This is a genomic window from Paenibacillus catalpae, assembly GCF_900112695.1.
GTDB classification, from domain to species: Bacteria; Bacillota; Bacilli; order Paenibacillales; family Paenibacillaceae; genus Pristimantibacillus; species Pristimantibacillus catalpae.
In genome coordinates, this window is the sequence record NZ_FOMT01000001.1 from 1,421,772 (window position 1) to 1,438,077 (window position 16,306).

Annotated in this window: 17 protein-coding genes; 2 read left to right on the forward strand and 15 right to left on the reverse strand. The window is 45.5% G+C overall.

All coding sequences use genetic code 11. From position 1 onward, the window contains the following. Window positions 1-103 precede the first annotated feature (103 nt). The 5 genes from BM200_RS06005 to BM200_RS06025 form a co-directional block, all read right to left on the reverse strand. On the reverse strand, window positions 104-1,300 hold the full coding sequence (locus BM200_RS06005; protein WP_091182578.1) for a GTP-binding protein: 1,197 nt from the start codon (window positions 1,298-1,300) through the stop codon (window positions 104-106). Window positions 1,301-1,390: 90 nt separating this feature from the next. Further along, window positions 1,391-2,362: a metal ABC transporter substrate-binding protein gene (locus BM200_RS06010; protein WP_091182580.1), complete on the reverse strand. Its 972-nt coding sequence runs from the start codon at window positions 2,360-2,362 to the stop codon at window positions 1,391-1,393. 27 nt (window positions 2,363-2,389) lie between these two features. After that, a complete protein-coding gene (locus tag BM200_RS06015) occupies window positions 2,390-3,298 on the reverse strand; it encodes a metal ABC transporter permease (RefSeq protein WP_091182582.1) in 909 nt (302 codons plus the stop codon). Continuing rightward, on the reverse strand, window positions 3,235-3,954 hold the full coding sequence (locus tag BM200_RS06020) for a metal ABC transporter ATP-binding protein (protein ID WP_175532792.1): 720 nt from the start codon (window positions 3,952-3,954) through the stop codon (window positions 3,235-3,237). The genes BM200_RS06015 and BM200_RS06020 overlap by 64 nt, the downstream gene beginning before the upstream one ends. A gap of 170 nt (window positions 3,955-4,124) precedes the next feature. Then, on the reverse strand, window positions 4,125-5,384 hold the full coding sequence (locus BM200_RS06025; protein WP_091182585.1) for an NAD(P)/FAD-dependent oxidoreductase: 1,260 nt from the start codon (window positions 5,382-5,384) through the stop codon (window positions 4,125-4,127). A gap of 161 nt (window positions 5,385-5,545) precedes the next feature. Between BM200_RS06025 and BM200_RS06030 the strand changes: the two genes are divergently transcribed. After that, window positions 5,546-6,184, forward strand: a complete 639-nt coding sequence (locus BM200_RS06030; RefSeq protein WP_091182586.1) for a cysteine hydrolase family protein — start codon at window positions 5,546-5,548, stop codon at window positions 6,182-6,184. On the opposite strand, the gene BM200_RS06035 is transcribed toward BM200_RS06030, so the two are convergent. The 5 genes from BM200_RS06035 to BM200_RS06050 form a co-directional block, all read right to left on the reverse strand. Next, entirely contained in the window at window positions 6,181-7,098 is a 918-nt protein-coding gene (locus tag BM200_RS06035) for a tyrosine-type recombinase/integrase (protein WP_091182588.1), read from the reverse strand. The genes BM200_RS06030 and BM200_RS06035 overlap by 4 nt on opposite strands. Window positions 7,099-7,252: 154 nt before the next feature. Then, a complete protein-coding gene (msrB, locus tag BM200_RS06040) occupies window positions 7,253-7,675 on the reverse strand; it encodes a peptide-methionine (R)-S-oxide reductase MsrB (RefSeq protein ID WP_091182589.1) in 423 nt (140 codons plus the stop codon). Between the two features lie 21 nt (window positions 7,676-7,696). After that, entirely contained in the window at window positions 7,697-7,834 is a 138-nt protein-coding gene (locus BM200_RS29895) for a hypothetical protein (protein ID WP_175532748.1), read from the reverse strand. Continuing rightward, the gene (locus BM200_RS06045; RefSeq protein WP_091182591.1) at window positions 7,818-8,015 is read right to left on the reverse strand and encodes a hypothetical protein; all 198 of its coding nucleotides are present in this window, start codon (window positions 8,013-8,015) and stop codon (window positions 7,818-7,820) included. The genes BM200_RS29895 and BM200_RS06045 overlap by 17 nt, the downstream gene beginning before the upstream one ends. A gap of 281 nt (window positions 8,016-8,296) precedes the next feature. Then, a complete protein-coding gene (locus BM200_RS06050; protein ID WP_091182593.1) occupies window positions 8,297-9,835 on the reverse strand; it encodes an MDR family MFS transporter in 1,539 nt (512 codons plus the stop codon). A 427-nt stretch (window positions 9,836-10,262) separates the two neighbouring features. Here BM200_RS06050 and BM200_RS06055 point away from each other — a divergent pair, with 427 nt between their 5' ends. Then, the gene (locus BM200_RS06055) at window positions 10,263-11,354 is read left to right on the forward strand and encodes a GerAB/ArcD/ProY family transporter (protein WP_175532749.1); all 1,092 of its coding nucleotides are present in this window, start codon (window positions 10,263-10,265) and stop codon (window positions 11,352-11,354) included. On the opposite strand, the gene BM200_RS06060 is transcribed toward BM200_RS06055, so the two are convergent. The 5 genes from BM200_RS06060 to BM200_RS06080 form a co-directional block, all read right to left on the reverse strand. Beyond that, window positions 11,351-12,490, reverse strand: coding sequence for a Ger(x)C family spore germination protein (locus tag BM200_RS06060; RefSeq protein WP_281248342.1), 1,140 nt, complete (start codon window positions 12,488-12,490; stop codon window positions 11,351-11,353). The genes BM200_RS06055 and BM200_RS06060 overlap by 4 nt on opposite strands. A gap of 23 nt (window positions 12,491-12,513) precedes the next feature. Continuing rightward, window positions 12,514-13,947, reverse strand: coding sequence for a spore germination protein (locus tag BM200_RS06065; protein WP_091182599.1), 1,434 nt, complete (start codon window positions 13,945-13,947; stop codon window positions 12,514-12,516). A 161-nt stretch (window positions 13,948-14,108) separates the two neighbouring features. Next, window positions 14,109-14,438 (reverse strand): antibiotic biosynthesis monooxygenase family protein, encoded by a 330-nt coding sequence (locus tag BM200_RS06070; protein WP_091182601.1) that lies wholly within the window; start codon window positions 14,436-14,438, stop codon window positions 14,109-14,111. Between the two features lie 67 nt (window positions 14,439-14,505). Beyond that, window positions 14,506-15,387, reverse strand: a complete 882-nt coding sequence (locus tag BM200_RS06075; protein WP_091182602.1) for an oxidoreductase — start codon at window positions 15,385-15,387, stop codon at window positions 14,506-14,508. A gap of 276 nt (window positions 15,388-15,663) precedes the next feature. Beyond that, window positions 15,664-16,227, reverse strand: coding sequence for a TetR/AcrR family transcriptional regulator (locus tag BM200_RS06080; RefSeq protein WP_091182604.1), 564 nt, complete (start codon window positions 16,225-16,227; stop codon window positions 15,664-15,666). Between the last annotated feature and the right edge of the window lie 79 nt (window positions 16,228-16,306).

Genomic DNA, 16,306 nt, shown 5'->3' on the forward strand with positions numbered 1-16,306 from the left:
CCTGACTATTAATAAAAATCATTAACTAATTCGTCAGTTAAAGTTAGGATCCTTCCCTATTCTATAAAAAAGCAGCCGTTCACCAAATAACGGCTGCCTTCCCCTACTGATGCAATTCTTCAATCACATTTGGCAATGTATCTTTAAAGCGCGTCCAGTCTTCCTTCATCTCCGTTTCTGTCAGAAGACAGCTGTCGAGTGTAGCATGAATGGCGTCACGGTCCATCCCGATTCCGATAAACACAACTTTATTGATCCGGTCACCATACAGGGGAGACCAATTAGCTTGCAATTCCGGATATTCGTTCAGGTACATGTCTTGTTCTTCGCGCGGTAATGCTGCAATCCAGTACCCGGAAGGGCCAAATTGAATGGATGGACCAGCCTGACTAATATTTTGGCCGATATTGTTCCGTGAAGCCACCCACATAACCCCTTTAGCCCGAACAACCTCTTCCGGCCAATTTCTCAGCCATTTCTTAAGTCTACCCGGATGAAACGGCTTAACCCGCTCATAAACAAAGGAAGAAATTCCATACTCCTCGGTTTCAGGCGTATGCTCCGGCTTCTCCATCTCCCTCACCCAACCTGCAGACTGACTGGCCTCATCGAAATCGAACAACCCTGTATTTAATATTTCTGAAGGATCTACGTTCCCGTTTACCGTTCTGATCAGCTTGGCGCGCGGCTGAAGTTTCTTAAGCATAACTTCCAATTGAACAAGCTCGGCTTCTTCGATCATGTCGCATTTGTTAAGCAGCAGAACGTCGCAAAATTCAATCTGATCGATGAGCAGATCAACAACCTCCCGGTTGTCATCTTCTCCAACAGCCTGGCTTCTTGCCAGCAGGGATTCCCCTGAGGAAAAGTCATGCCAGAAGCGGTTGGCATCAACGACCGTTACCATGCAATCGAGCCGGCAAAACCGGGAAAGATCGATTCCCTGCTCTTCATCAATGTAAGTAAAGGTTTGTGCCACGGGGACGGGCTCTCCGACGCCTGTCGATTCAATCAGTATGTAATCAAATCGTCCGTCCAAGGCTAGCCGTTCAACTTCGCGGAGCAAATCCTCCCGGAGCGTGCAGCAGATACAGCCATTGGACATTTCTACAAGCTTCTCATCCGTACGCGACAACCCTCCTCCCTCTTTAATTAGTGCCGCATCGATATTAACCTCGCTTAGGTCGTTCACGATGACGGCGACTTTCATGCCTTGCCGGTTGTTTAACACATGGTTTAGGACCGTCGTTTTGCCGGCTCCTAAATATCCGCTTAGGACGGTAACGGGTATTTTGTTCATTTTCTAGCCTCCATATTTGTAATTATTACGATTAGTAATGAAAGAAAAAGCCGGGACATTCCCGGACATATCTGCCAATGCTATATCGACTTATTCGTTCAGCGCTTTCTTTAAAGCTTCAAGATTATTTCTCATGATGCCGATGTAGTCCAAGTCATTTTTTATTTCATTATCTGTAAGCCCTTCGAGCGGGTTAAGCACTGCGGTTGCTGCGCCAATCTCGTCTGCTACAACCTGTGCGACCTTTGGTTCTACCAGTGTCTCGAAGAAAATGGTCTTTACCTGATGCCCCTTCGCGAATTCAACAACCTCTGCCATCTCATCGGGTGACGGCTCTTGTTCAGGAGATAGTCCTGATATTGGAACCTGTGTAAGTCCGTATTGCTTTGCCAAATAACCAAATGCTGCGTGCTGAGTCACGAACTCTTTATGTTTGGTATTACTCAAGCCTTCCTTGAAAGCAAGATCCAATTCCTTTAATTTTGCGATATAGCTGTCCGCATTGTTCTGATAGTCCTCTTTGCTTGCGGGATCCGCTTTCTCGAACGCTGCTTGAATCGCCCTTACCTCTTGCTCGGCCAGGACAGGATCAAGCCACACATGAGGATCCATATGAATTTCTTCCTCATGAGCGTGCTCCTCTTCTTCGCCATCATGCTCCTCCTCCCCATGCTCGTGATCGTGTTCTTCCCCTTCCATTAAGGAAATACTCTTACTAGCCTCCACGACAACACGCTTTTCATTTGCTGCGCTGGATAACGCACGATCAACCCAACCTTCAACGATCCCGTTATAGACGAACACATCAGCGTCTTTAATGGTGGCCATATCTTTCGCGCTAGGCTCCCAATCATGCGGCTCTGCGCCTGAAGGAATAAGGGCAATTACATCTGCATGATCGCCCGCGACTTGCTTGCTGAATTCATACATCGGATAAAAGGTTGTAACAACCTTCAGCTTTACGTTTGGACTTACAGCTTCTTTTGCTTGATTGCCGCAGCCGGACAAGATTAAGGATAGTCCTGCACCTAGCACAATCGATTTTTTTAACCAGAATTTCATAATAATGACTACCTCCGTAATTGATTTCTATCTCTGCCTAATCTTTTGGAGATTAGAGCTAAGACCATTCTTCGAGATCCTTGACTCTTTGACGGCAATTTCCGGCCGCATTTTCTTGCTGGTGCTCTTAGATGCCAGCAGGATTATTTTTCTCACGCATAAACCTGACACCAGAAATAGTAAAAGAATGAATGCAATCGTACCTCCCGGTGGCGTGCTCAGCTCGTAGGAAGCTGTTAAGCCGGTAAACGTCCCGGTCAATCCGATTCCCATCGATACTAATATCGCTGACGTAAAGCTCGGAGCAATCCGAACGGACAAGGCAGCGGGTAAAATAATGAGTGAAGAAACAAGCAGGACGCCAACAATCGGCATTGCCGCCGCTACGATCATTCCTGTGATAATGCTGAAACCAACGGAGATCCATTGCACAGGAATGCCGCTTGTTCTCGCCGACTCCTCATCAAACGAGATAATATAGAGCGGCTTCCGCAATAAGAAGAAGAACAAAGCGCCAATGAGAGCAGCAGCAAGCATCATTGTTAGCTCCAGCTGATTAACAGCAACTACCGAACCAAATAAGTAAGAGGAGAAGCTTTTATTAATTGTCTTGTTCATGGTCATGAGAATGATAGACACAGACAGTCCCCCAACCATGATAATGGCTACTGAAAGCTCGCTATAGGTTTTATAAGCTTTGCGGACATATTCAACAGCAATAGCACCTATAATCGCTACAATAAAACCGGTTATGGATGGATTAATCCTTAAATATGCACCAGCAGCAACACCAGCCAGCGATACATGGGACAGCATATCGGCCATTAAGGCCTGCCTTCTCAATAACAAATAGACACCTAGCGCTGAAGCGATTAATGCAATGATTCCGCCGGCGCAAAATGCCCGCTGCATAAAGTCGTAGTGCAGCATTTCCAGCCTCCCTCCTCTCTTCGCTCAAGCGTAATCATTCGATCCAGCATGTCATTCATCTCAGACAAATTATGCGTTACGATTAGAACCGTCTTGCCATGCCTGTCGATTTGTTCCCGCATGAGAGTATAAAAGCTTTTTCGGCTTTCTTTATCCATGCCGGTAGTTGGTTCATCAAGAATGAACAGATCAGGCGACATGGCAAGAGCCCTGGCTATGCAAATCCTTTGTTTCTGCCCTCCGGAAAGCTCCCCTATCCGGCGATTGCGCAATTCCCATACTCCCATGCTTTGCATCGCTTCATCTGCTGCTTGCTTGGCTTGAGGAGTTAACCTTCTGAGCCAATTGCTGCTTTGGGTATGTAGGCCAGAGCGTACGAATTCGGTTACTTGGCTGGGAAATCCGCTGTTAAAAGCCGCAATCTGTTGCGGTACATAGGCTACAACCAGCTTGTTGCCAGCTGTATTAGTCGGAGATAATGTCACCTTCCCTTCCCATGGATGAAGTAATTGCATGGCCAGCTTCAGTAAAGTGGATTTGGAAGCACCATTCGGACCGGTGACGGCAATCAATTCTCCCGAGTGAACCTCGATGTTCGCCTTTTCCAGACAAGGAACATCACCGTAACCAAACGTCACGTCTTGCAGGGAGGCAAGCAACAAACGAATCATCCTTTCTGTTCTAGTTCTATAGGAAATCAGTTCTAAACTATTTGACATTGCGTAATTATTACGATTAATGACCAAATAAAAAGTCCAACACTTTCGTGTTGAACGTAATTATTACGTATAAGTAACAATAACAGAACTTTTCTTAATCGTCAAGATTACGATTAAGAAAAGTTCTGTTTGTCATATACTTGGCTTCTCAAGCGTTTTAAATATGGCCGATCCTGCAAATATAATTCCAGATCAGGGCTATGCCCATCCACAATCTCCTGAGCAATGATTTTGGACAGAAGCTGGCTGTATACCGTGCCATTATCGCCGTAAGCAAGCAAGAAGTAGCTGCTGGGAACATCATCATATTTCCCAATAATAGGAAGACCATCCACCATCCCGCCGTAAAATGCTGCACAGGAATAAGCAGATTCTACCTGGATATCGGGGAATCTTCGGTTAAATTCCTCTATCAGAAGCTCCGATTTATGAATCAGCTTCCTGTCCCGATCGTCCGGATACGTCGTGTTGTCATCGAGACCACCGATAATTACGCGGTTATCCGCCGTTGAGCGGATGTAGATATAAGGCCGTGCCGTTTCCCACAATAAAGTCCGGTTGTGCCAGGTAGAGAAATCCGTTACCGGCTGTGTCGTAACCGTATAGGTGCTGACGAAGGAAGCCTGCTTTTCTTTTCGAATATCCATATTGTCGTAACCGGCTGCAAAGATAACATAACGAGCGCTGACTTGGTATCCTTTTTTAGTGGAAATAATCATGCGCTGCTGCTCTTTGTCATAATGATGCCCATTCATCTCCGAGTGCTCATACACCAGGACTCCCTGTTTAGCTGCATACTGGAATAGCGCGTGTGTGAATTTGTAAGGATTCAGTTCTCCATCATGATAGGAATATATGGCCGCATCCCGACTGAAAGGATATTTCGCTTCAATATCTTCCTTCTTCCAGAAATCCACTTGGACGCCATGTCGTTTGATAAATTCGTATTCGTTTCTTAGACTTGCGACATCTTCTGGACAGCTTGCGGAATAAAGCGTATCACGACGGCAAAATTCACAATCCATTTCAACACGCCGGGAGGCAGCCTCGATGTCGTCGATCGCCTCTTTTAACAGCTTGAGATGCCTTGCGATATACTCCTCGCCGAAGGTGTTAGTGAGAGAGGTGAACATCTTCTCACCCGAATATTGAATAATAGCCGTGTTTGTACTCGTGCTTCCCCCACCGACTGTTCCTTTTTCCAACACTACCGTCTTTAATCCCTGGTCAGCCAGATAGTAAGCGCACTGCGCCGCGGAGCTCCCTCCCCCAATTATCGCAACATCGCATTCTACATTGTCTTGTAAAGCAGGGTAACTTGGGGCGACAGGCAAGGTTGATGGCCAGTAATATGTACCCGATTGTAAATTCATGGATTTCCCCCTGTATGAAATAGGCTGGAAATTATTATGCCCCGTTATTTCGTTCTTAAAAGGCAAAGAACCGCAAATTGCGGCTCTTTGCTTTAGGGATAAGAATGATTTGTCCTTGGAAAAATAATATATCCTAATAAAATGACAAGTAGGTGTATGCATTGGATAAATTAAAACAGAATCTCGAGCAGAAAAATACAGCTGTAATCGTTGTTGATGTCCAAAATGATTACTGCCATCCAGACGGTGCGATCGCTAAAACCGGAATTGACGTCAGTGCGGTTAGTCGGATGATGCCCAACCTGCAAGCCCTGTTAGATTCCGCACGGGAGCAAGGGATCCCTGTCATTTTTCTTCAGACGAATCACGAAAAAGCTACCGACTCTGAAGCGTGGCTCTCCCGTTTCAAGGATGGTATAAATCCGATTTGCCATACCGGCAGCTGGGGAGCCGAATTTTACGTCATCTCCCCAAAGGAAACAGATATTGTTGTAAAGAAACATCGATACAGCGGCTTTATTCATACCAGGCTTGAGTCCGTACTACAGACCTTAAAGATCGAAACCCTTGTTATGACGGGTGTAAGTACTAATCTTTGCGTAGAATCCACCGCGAGAGACGGCTTTATGATGGATTATCGGATTGTGCTGATGAAGGATGCCTGTGCTGCCTTCTCTCAAGAAGAGCATGATATGACGGTCAAGACGGTTGATACTTACTTTGGAATGGCTTCTGATACGGAAGCTGTAATCAACTTCTGGCAGCACCAGGACAAACGCACGCCTCAGCTTCAAAACTAAACACGCACGGGAAGCCGAATGGTGGCCATCGCTTCCTTCTTCTGTTCATCGTTAACGTGAGTGTAGATCATTGTTGTTTCAATGGAGGCATGTCCAAGCAGCTCCTTCACAACGCGAATATCTACACCGTTCTTTAGCAATATCGTGGCGAAAGTATGACGCAGTTTATGGCAGGAGAGCTTTTTATTCGCCGCACCGGGATTTATGCTTTTGAAGGCATCGAAGGTCTGGGTAGCGATTTTCTGAATCTGCCGGATCGACAGCCTTCTTCCCTTCTGCGATACGAAAAAAGCATCCTCCTGCTCCTTGTATGGTGTAATACGGTCCAGCGACACTTCCGTAAGCACGGCAGCCAGCTCTTCTGGTACGGGAATTTCGTTCCACTTCCGCCCTTTCCCGAATACCTCGATCGTACCTCTTACCGGGTTGAAGTCACTTCGGTTCAATCGGTGGACTTCGCCAACGCGTAAGCCGCAATAACTCATCAGCAGGAAAATGGCAATATTACGGGCGCGGTAGCGCCCTTCTATACACGAAAGGCTAGCAGCCAGCTCATCCTCTTCCAGGTACACCGGTTTCTTGTTCTTCTCTGTCTTGGATTTCTTGACTTCCATCGCGGGATTGCGAGCAGTCATCTCGAAATCGATCAACGCGGTATAAAAGGATCGGATAGCCGATAAGGTCCGGTTCCTCGCACGGTCGCCTGCTCCACGCTGCTTGGATACGAGGAATGAAATCACATGCATTTTCCCCGCCTGTTCAGCAGAAGCTCCTTCGAGTGATTCCAAATAGCCGTAGGCTTCTCTCATATATTCCTTCTGGGTGGTATCCGTATATCCGGCCTGCTTCATCCAAATGCGAAAAGCCTGAGTCAGCTTGCCGTATTGGTCCTCCAGTTCATGCTGTCTCTTCAATACTTGTGTCCCACCTTATGTATAAAAAGTCGCTCTCAAAGGAAAGTGCGCAAAACTCTGATTTTGCGCACTTAATTATAGCATATAATCTGACGTTTTTTGGGGTGAAAATAGGAAAAAGCAGCCCTAAGGACTGCTTTTTTATGGATTTATCTTATTTATCTTCAAATAGCGCCGCATATACGCCATATCCTTGTTTTTCAAGCTCCGCTTTCGGAATAAATACCATGGCAGCTGAATTCATACAAAATCTCATTCCGGTTGACGCCGGGCCATCGTTAAACACGTCACCCAGGAAGGAATCGGCTTGCTTGCTTCTTACTTCGGTACCGAATAATCCTTTACGTTTAAAAACGAAGTTCTCCGGATCCAAAGGTTTTGAAAAACTTGGCCAGCCTGTACAAGCATCGAATTTATCCTTCGAACTAAACAGAGGTTCACCTGAAACGATATCTACGTAAATTCCTTCTTCTTCGTTATTCCAGTATTCATTAGCAAAAGGCTGTTCGTCCACCCCATGCTGCGTTACGTTATATTGCAGTTTAGTCAGCGTTTTTAGCTTTTCTTTTTTGTTCATCTCGTGATCACTCCTCTACCCTTATTCGTATAAAGAATTTTCGAAGATGAGTTCACCAATCGTCTGTTCTTGAGGGGCTTTCTCACTTACAGGCTTATTCATTTTTGCTGTCCATTTCTCCAGGATATAATCACGGAGTTCTTTAAATTTCGTTATCATACTTTTCACCCTCCCAACTCGCTGGATTCGTGCCGTAAGCAAAATAGAAATCGTAGCTTCTCGGAAGCATATTAGGATGATCTGAAAGTCCAAGTACATTATCAACCGTGTGTTTATTGAACTCTTGTATCAGTTGCTTAAGATGCTCGATAAATAAACGGAACACGTATTCCACTTTCATTTCATACACCTCCTCCGTGGAAACAGTATAACAAGAATGAATCTCCTGCAAATCTGCGAGAAGTCATGAACGACAACAGAAAAGGACATGCCATTTGATCATGAATCATGATCATTTTCATGCTTCTATGCCAAAAGTCATGTCCTCGTTTTTTTCTGGGGCTTCATTCTCTCAATTACATAACATAATATATATTATGTTAACTATATATTTGAAGTCCCAATATTTAACAAAAAGAAGGCAATCGCATGAAATGCGACTGCCTTCTCTCCATTTTATAATTAATGTCCGCTGAAGCCCTGTTCTTCCATCTCTGTAGTTGGATCAAGCTTGCTTCTGCCCATGAAGAACGAAACCAATAATGCGAGAACGGCCGGAATGATGGCCCAGGCAAATGTACCAACAATTGAATCAGCCAACGAATGAACAATTTTGTCCAAAACATCTGGCGGAATTTGCTCACGAGCTTCCGGTGCGAGAATTTCGCGCGGATCCTTAAATTCCATGCCGCCTGCGGGAGCGGATCCCCCGCCTGTCGCAAAGGCATCGGTCATTTTGCTTGTGAACAGATTGCTTTGCACAATACCGTAGATCGTAATACCAATTGTCATCCCAAGCGAACGGATGAAGTTAAGCGTCGAGCTTGCCGTACCGCGTTGACGTGCAGGCAGACCATGGATGGCGGTATTCCCCAATACGGAGAAGGATGCGCCAATTCCAAGACCAATCAGAATCATATAGATCGTAACAATAAATCTCGAGGAGTCCGCCGTAAGCGTTGTCGTCAAGATCGATCCTACAACCAGGATAATGAATGTGCCCACCATAATATTGCGGTAAGGTACCTTCGTCATAAGGAAGCCGCCGGATGTAGCTGTAACTACTGTGCCAAGCATCATCGGCAGCAGCACGAGACCGGAATTGGTCGCAGAACCGCCTAATACACCTTGAATGAAGATTGGAATGAATACCGAAGCGACAATAAACGCAGCACCGCTGAACAATGCACTAAGAATGCTGGTGGAATACAGCCGGTTCTTAAATAACGCATACGAGATAATCGGTTCCTTCACTTTCGTCTCTACAAACAGGAATGTAATAAGCAGAACGACGAAGCCTGCAAACATGCCAAGAATTTGAACCGAGTCCCATGCGTAAGTCTTGCCCCCAAGCTCAAGTGCGAACATGAGGCAGACAATTGCCCCAATCAGCGTGGCCGCTCCGTACCAGTCGATCGGCTGCTTCGAATGTTCCATCGATTCCTTGTAGAAGAAACCAATCATACATAGTGCGATAATGCCAAGCGGGAGATTAATGTAGAATACCCACTCCCATGCAAAATTGTCCGTAATGTAAGCCCCAAGCAGCGGCCCGAAGATGGAGGACATTCCGAACACGGCACCGAACATGCCGCCCATTTTACCCCGGCTCTCCAGTGGAACCGCGTCAAACATAATAGTGAAAGCGACCGGCATCATAGCCCCTGCCCCGATACCTTGAACCGCGCGGAACAGTGCCAGCTCCGTAATCGATCCGGCAGTTCCGCATAATACTGAGCCCGCCATAAATACGATGATACCGAAGAGGAAAAACCGCTTTCTGCCGTACATATCGGACAGCTTGCCGAAGATCGGCATCCCTGCCATTTCCGCCACCATATAAGCGGATGTAACCCAGACAAATTTGTCCATGCCGCCTAGTTCGGCGACGATATTGCCCATCGCGGTCGCGACGATCGTGTTATCCATCGACGCCATCAGAATACTAAGCAACAGACCGGCAATGACAAGTCCTACGTTGCTTTTCTTGTTTACAGTCACTTTCCACGCAACCTTTCTTCCTTAACATTTGTCAGTGTTGTCTGGCTATTCGAAACAATGTTTCGCGATAATAGCCGGCTATGTACGAAGCACCTCTGCATCCAGCGAAGCAAAAGTGAAATATAGCCCAAAATCCCCTGCTTTATCCCGCTTGCAGCTTCTTCTCTCTTCATACATATTCTTTCGTATGTCATCGTAACATAACAATGTTTCGTTGCATAGTCCAGAATTTAATCAACCTGTATCTTCCTGTGCAATTGGAAAAATACACATTTAAATCATATAGAACACACGTTCTTGTGTCAACCATTTATTACAAGAATTGATGATTCAATCGGATACCATTTATCTAGACTTGCTTGTTTATTATGGTTGAATATGGCAAACACTTGATGATAGCGCTCGAGCAATGAAATGGGGATCAATCATGCGAATAACAACCTTGCAATTTTTTTGGATTTTAGCCGTTATTGAACTTACCATGACGATATGGTTGACCATCTCTCCTACAATAACCAGCGTACAGCAGGATGCTTGGATCTCTATTTTTATAGGCGGACTTATCGGCCTGACTACCACGTATGTATATGCCAAATTGTGTGCGCTGCATGACAGCCGTTCGCTTGTTGGCATTTGCCGGAAAGTTCTTGGCAAATGGCTCGGGACGCTTGTAACCGTCTATATCCTGCTGGGATGGTTCAGCGTTACGGTAGTCATTCTGCGTGCCATGACGGATTTCATTCAATTAGTACTATTTAACAAGACAAGCAACTGGGTGATCAGCATCATTATGATCGCCAACATGGCCTATATCTCGTATAGAGGGGGCATAACAGCAATAGGCCGGTTCAGCCAGATTACTGGACCGCTTTTTTTTACGGTCGTCCTGCTAACCTTTGCCCTAAACGCAACTAACCTTGACTTCAAGCAGATCATGCCAGCTTTTCATGATCATAATCTGATTGATCTATTTGACGCTTCACTTGTTCACGGTTCTTTTTTGTCAGAATCCATATTAATCATGATGTTGATCCCTCTGATCACACAGCCTGGAAAAGCGGCAAAAACGGCTTTATGGGCCGTTAGCATCTCTTCATTTCTCGTCCTTCTGACAACCGCCAGCGTCATCATGACTTTTGGGCCTGAGTTATCGGGACAATTCATTTACCCTTTCTTCAATATGGTCCGTTTCATTTCGGTATTGGAATTCATTCAGAATATGGACGTATGGGTTATATTTGTCTGGCTGTTTGGCGTATTCGTCAAGTTGTCCGTCTATTTGACGTTGACAAGCCACGGAATAGCGGAACTTACCAACCGAGACATAAGGAAGAAAACCGTGTTGTTTCTGATTGCTGCTTATCTGCTTTGCACGCTTCCGCCTCTAAATATTACTATCGTTTTGACGAGCTATCTTTATAAAATATGGCTGCCTCTCATCTTTTGGCCAAGCATGATCGTTATCCCTTGTCTCTTGCTTATTATTAGCTTAATCAGGCGCAAGCAACTATCTAGCTAGGTTGGACTCCCTTGTGCGCCAACCCTAAGAATATGCAAATGAACCTCTACTACAATCTTTGCATGACGGAACGTTTGCTCCCAATTGCCCTTTAACTTTTGCCATTCGCTGGGATGCTGCCGATGGATAGCTTCTCCAAAGCCATAAATGTCCGTTCCATAGCTCAACTGAACCTTATGAATAGAATCCAGGACTTTTTTAGCCAACTGTTCATTTAACTCCGTTTGCACAATTTCCAGGGCTTTGGGATCCATCAAATCAAGCTTAGTCCTGTTCTCCTTTAAGGTCCCGGTACCCGTTAATTTTATATGTACAGTGACTTGCCCTCCTTCTATGTTTGTTTTCATTCGAGTATCCTGGTTCGACTCGAATACGGTCACATATCCTCCTCCTCCGGATATATATTCTGTGACAATGTTCTGATTCAGCCTGCCCAGAACTCTTAACGTCATCATGCTGTCTTTAGGCTCGAGGATACCAGCCAGTCTGGTTTGTTTATTAAAGATAGCCAGACGATTAATTTCGAACACTTGCCCGGCTTTCTTATTCTCTATGTCAGCGGTATCGAGAACGGATAGAACCGGACAAGTCGTCTCATTTTTCATCGCGACGATAAAGTCCCGAAAGCTCTTGTCCCCATTTTTACTGTATTTCTCAACATCAACTGCAGCGCTTGAGGATAGAGGCTCAAAAGGGCTCTTCATTTCTAATACTTTCTCCGGTTTCTCGCCAATCACGATGAACGCACTTGTGCGGAAGGAGGTCTCCAGGTTACGGGTATACATATCCATCAAATCCCGTATCCCTGCTTCAGCCAAGTTTCGTCCGATAAATACGGCTCTGCGGTGCCCGATAAACAATCGGCGTGGAAGCTTGTCCTGAATAAGCTGACAGCTTGCAAGCAAGGTAGGAGCGCTGGCACTGAGCACGATACTGCCCTGCTCCTCACCCGATCCACCGGAGCCGCTGGAGAAGCCAATCTGAGAAGGGATCGCAATCTGAGCACTTACCTTCACTTCATCCTCTTTGGATCTGTCAATAAAGGTACCCATCCAGAAGGCATAATGATTAATTTCCGTTCTATCCCAGCAGCCGGTCAATAACAAGGCACATAGAGCCAAACATATGCTTATCAAACGATTTCTGGTTCGAATTGGAATCAGCCTTTCTTGGGCGCGCGGTACAGGGTATCCTGAGCGCTGAATTTTTTACTGGAGGCCAGTGGAGCCAGATAAGACACCCCAAATGATTCCAGAATACAAAGATGAATCAGAATCGCCGTGGTGCCGGCAGCTATTCCGTAAAAGCCCAGTGAACCGGCTAAAGCAAGAAGCATGAATCGAAGAAGCCGGAATGGCAAGCTCAAGTTATAGCGCGGTATAGCGAAAGAAGCGATTCCTGTGCTTGCGACAATGATGACGATCGGCGCGGAAATTAAGCCTGCTTGAACCGCCGATTCCCCAATGACTAAAGCACCAACGATGCTTACGGCTGATCCGACAGCTCTTGGCAAGCGAAGCCCGGCTTCTCGAAGTCCCTCGAACATAATCTCCATAATAAAAGTCTCAATCACGGTCGGGAACGGTACGCCTTCTCGAGCTGCTGCAATGCTGATTAATAACGTGTTTGGAATCATCTGAGGATGATAGGTTGTTAAGGCGACATAGAAGGAAGGCAATAGCAAGGACAGCACAAATAGAACGATGCGGATGATTCTTACAGCGGATACGTATAGAAAGCGCTCATAATGATCATCAGCTGCCTGGAACCCGGACCAAAACGTCATTGGCGCCAATAAAACGTTAGGCGATCCATCAACAAAAATACCGATCTTGCCTTCAATCAGGCTGGCTGCCACCGTATCGGGCCTCTCTGTATTCTGAATTTGAGGAAACAGAGAAAACGAAGATCCTTCAATGCTCTCTTCTATATAATTGGCGTCCAGAATGGCCTTGGAGCGGATGCTTGTTAATTTATTTTTGACGTTTGCAAGTAACTCGTCACTGACTTCATTCGATAAATAAGCAATCATTACGCGAGTACGGGTCAATTCTCCAATCTGCAATTCTTCCATCTTTAGATCAGGTGTATTAATCTTTCTCCGCAGCATGCTTAGATTCGTTTGCAAAACTTCGGTAAAAGCTTCTCTGGGTCCCCGAATGGAGGATTCGAGCTGGGGCTCATTGACCGATCTGTGTTCAAAAGAGATCACTTGAATCATAACGGCACTGGTAAGTCCTTCGGCAAAAACAGCGGTTTGCCCATACAAGATCCGTTTCACAATCTCATGTAAATCCGTGACTTCGTCTTCCGTTCCATACTCGCCTTCTAACCTTTCCCTTATATGTTGACTATCGGAGTCATCCGAACGGGTTAAAAGTTTGATCACTCTCCTGTCCAGCTCTTTTGTATCTGTGAGGCCGTCCACATAGACGATCAGAATCGTGCCAAAGCGGCTGGTAAAAGATCGGAAGACGATATCCGCACAATTCTCGAAAATCCGCTTCAGATGCGCTTCATTTTCTTTCACATTCTGGCTGACTATAGTTAGATCATGCTTATCGCCCGCGTTTATGGTTTGTATTTCGTTCATTTGAGGTTTATCTTCCCCTGGTTTTGTCAGAATTTGTACATAGTATCCAGAGGTAAGCGCTGATTTATACTCGGGAATCCTCCCGGACCGGTTGAAGTGTTGAAGTTAAAAAAAAACCAAGGAGAATGTTCTCCTTGGGTTTTCCACTTCATTATCAGCGTTTATTCTTTGACAGGTTCAAAGGTTTTGACGACTTTATACATTCCGGGTTCGAATGTCGCAATCGTTAAAGCTTCTTGAAAATATGGAAGCGGCTTGGGATCATCCCGCATTGCCTGGTAATCTTCAAGACTCCTCCACTGTGCATACATGGTGACTTTAGTGCCATCTGTGCTGCGATGAAGACTGGAAGAGATAAATCCGGTAGCATACCGAACCGAAACATTCGTTGCGCTGGTCAAGAGCTCGACCAAACGTTCCTGGTTCTCGGGTTTAACGGTAAACACATTGATAAAGGTTAGAACAGAAGAATCTGCAGATATCTGCGTCATAGAATAAACTCCTTTTTAAGTTAATATGGTAAGCCCCCACTAATCTCATCCAACGCAACTTCGAGCATTACTGTTCTTCAAATTCGTCAAACATGCGTGTTACAGACGGGTCCAGCTCCCTCGCTTCGAAGTCAGTTGAGATGCTGAGCTTCTCCCAACGTTTTGTCTCGGCTAATTTACCGGTGTCTACAGCATTCGCAATCGCAACGGCATCGCTGCCAAGCAGCAGACGAAGCGGCGGGTTTTCTTCATTGACAAGGTCAAGAATGGCTTGTGCGGCTTTATCAGGATCTCCATTTTCCTTGCCGCTTACGTCTCGCAGATGGTTTAGTAAGCCGCCAACGGTATTTTTGTACTCTTCGCGCGGCTCGATATGCCGCATCGACGAGCCTGCCCAGTCCGTACGGAATCCGCCCGGTTCAATCAATGTAACCTTAATGCCAAGCGGGGATACTTCTTTGGATAACACTTCGGAGAAGCCTTCCACTGCCCATTTCGACATTTGATAAGGGCCAAGGCCAGGTGCACCCGTACGTCCTCCGATGGAAGAGAATTGAATGATATGACCATGACCCTGCTCTCGGAGCAACGGAAGTGCGGCTTTCGTTACGTTAACGACACCCCAAAGGTTTGTTTCCACCTGAGCCCGGAAATCGTTCAATGGCGTTTCTTCAATGGAAGATACGTTGCCGTAGCCGGCATTATTAACAAGTACATCCAGCCGTCCGAATGTGTCGAATGCGGCTTTAACAGCTGCCTCAGCCTGTTCATAGCTGTTCACATCAAGCTGGACAAGATGTACCTGACTTCCATAGTGTTCCGCAAGATCGGCAATCTGTTCCGGTTTGCGGGCCGTTGCAACCAATTGATCTCCATTAGCCAATACCGCTTCAGCAAGACTGCGGCCAAACCCCCGGGAACTTCCTGTAATTAACCATACGTTAGACATATAAGTGCCTCCTTGAGGAATTTATGATTTGGAATGTTTGTTCCATGGGCCAAGTATAGTCCTCCTCTATCCTTTAAGTCAACAATTTTCGGAATGTTTGTTCCAATTTAAAAATTATTCAAGGATCTGTTCGAGTTATTAATGATGGATTTTCGATTAATTTCTGAAGAAAATTTTCTTTTAACAGAACATCTTGCAGTATTTATAGAATATTTATTCCGATTCCAACAAACAAAAAAACAGCCCATTTAAGACAAACTGTCCAATAGGCTGTTTCTACACTAATATGGCTTTCCAGGAGGCTTCCAGAATTTGTTGAATCTGCGTTTCGTTCAAAGGGTACTTCTGAATGTAATATCCTTTCAGGATGGAAGAGATTATGCCGTGAATAAGCTGATGACACAGATGCGAATCCATCTCTTTAATGATCCCCTGCTTCTGGCCTTCCATAATTAAGGATTGAATGACTTCCCCGGAATTGTGAGTATCACTCATGTTACGGAGCTCAGGAGATATATACGGCGAGAAAGAAAAACTGTCGATAAACAAGAATTCCTTCGGGAATTGAAGGCCGAATTTCAGTCTATTCAACTGAAGGCATTTGAAACGTTCATACAGGCCGGCTTCGGGGTCATAATTTTGCAGCAGATGTTCCCCCATCAGAATCCGCGCTTCTTTATACACAGCATTTACGAGCTCTTCTTTATTTGCAAAATAGTTGTATATGGTGCCTGATCCGACGTTTGCACGCTTGAATAGCTTAGCGAAGGTTACCGACTGCAGCCCTTCTTCATGAATCAATTCGAGCGTCGCAGCCATAATGTCCTGCTTCTTACTCATTCATTCCACCTCTTGACTATAACATTAGTACTTGCCCGTGGAGGATGTCAAGTATCCGGCTAGGTTAAGATTAACAATG

Excerpts from the sequence above, each read along its gene's own strand:
- BM200_RS06005 (WP_091182578.1), bottom strand. The coding sequence starts at position 1,300 with ATGAACAAAATACCCGTTACCGTCCTAAGCGGATATTTAGGAGCCGGC.
- BM200_RS06010 (WP_091182580.1), bottom strand. The coding sequence starts at position 2,362 with ATGAAATTCTGGTTAAAAAAATCGATTGTGCTAGGTGCAGGACTATCC.
- BM200_RS06025 (WP_091182585.1), bottom strand. The coding sequence starts at position 5,384 with ATGAATTTACAATCGGGTACATATTACTGGCCATCAACCTTGCCTGTC.
- msrB (WP_091182589.1), bottom strand. The coding sequence starts at position 7,675 with ATGAACAAAAAAGAAAAGCTAAAAACGCTGACTAAACTGCAATATAAC.
- BM200_RS29895 (WP_175532748.1), bottom strand. The coding sequence starts at position 7,834 with ATGATAACGAAATTTAAAGAACTCCGTGATTATATCCTGGAGAAATGG.
- BM200_RS06045 (WP_091182591.1), bottom strand. The coding sequence starts at position 8,015 with ATGAAAGTGGAATACGTGTTCCGTTTATTTATCGAGCATCTTAAGCAA.
- BM200_RS06055 (WP_175532749.1), top strand. The coding sequence starts at position 10,263 with ATGCGAATAACAACCTTGCAATTTTTTTGGATTTTAGCCGTTATTGAA.
- BM200_RS06065 (WP_091182599.1), bottom strand. The coding sequence starts at position 13,947 with ATGAACGAAATACAAACCATAAACGCGGGCGATAAGCATGATCTAACT.
- BM200_RS06070 (WP_091182601.1), bottom strand. The coding sequence starts at position 14,438 with ATGACGCAGATATCTGCAGATTCTTCTGTTCTAACCTTTATCAATGTG.
- BM200_RS06075 (WP_091182602.1), bottom strand. The coding sequence starts at position 15,387 with ATGTCTAACGTATGGTTAATTACAGGAAGTTCCCGGGGGTTTGGCCGC.
- BM200_RS06080 (WP_091182604.1), bottom strand. The coding sequence starts at position 16,227 with ATGAGTAAGAAGCAGGACATTATGGCTGCGACGCTCGAATTGATTCAT.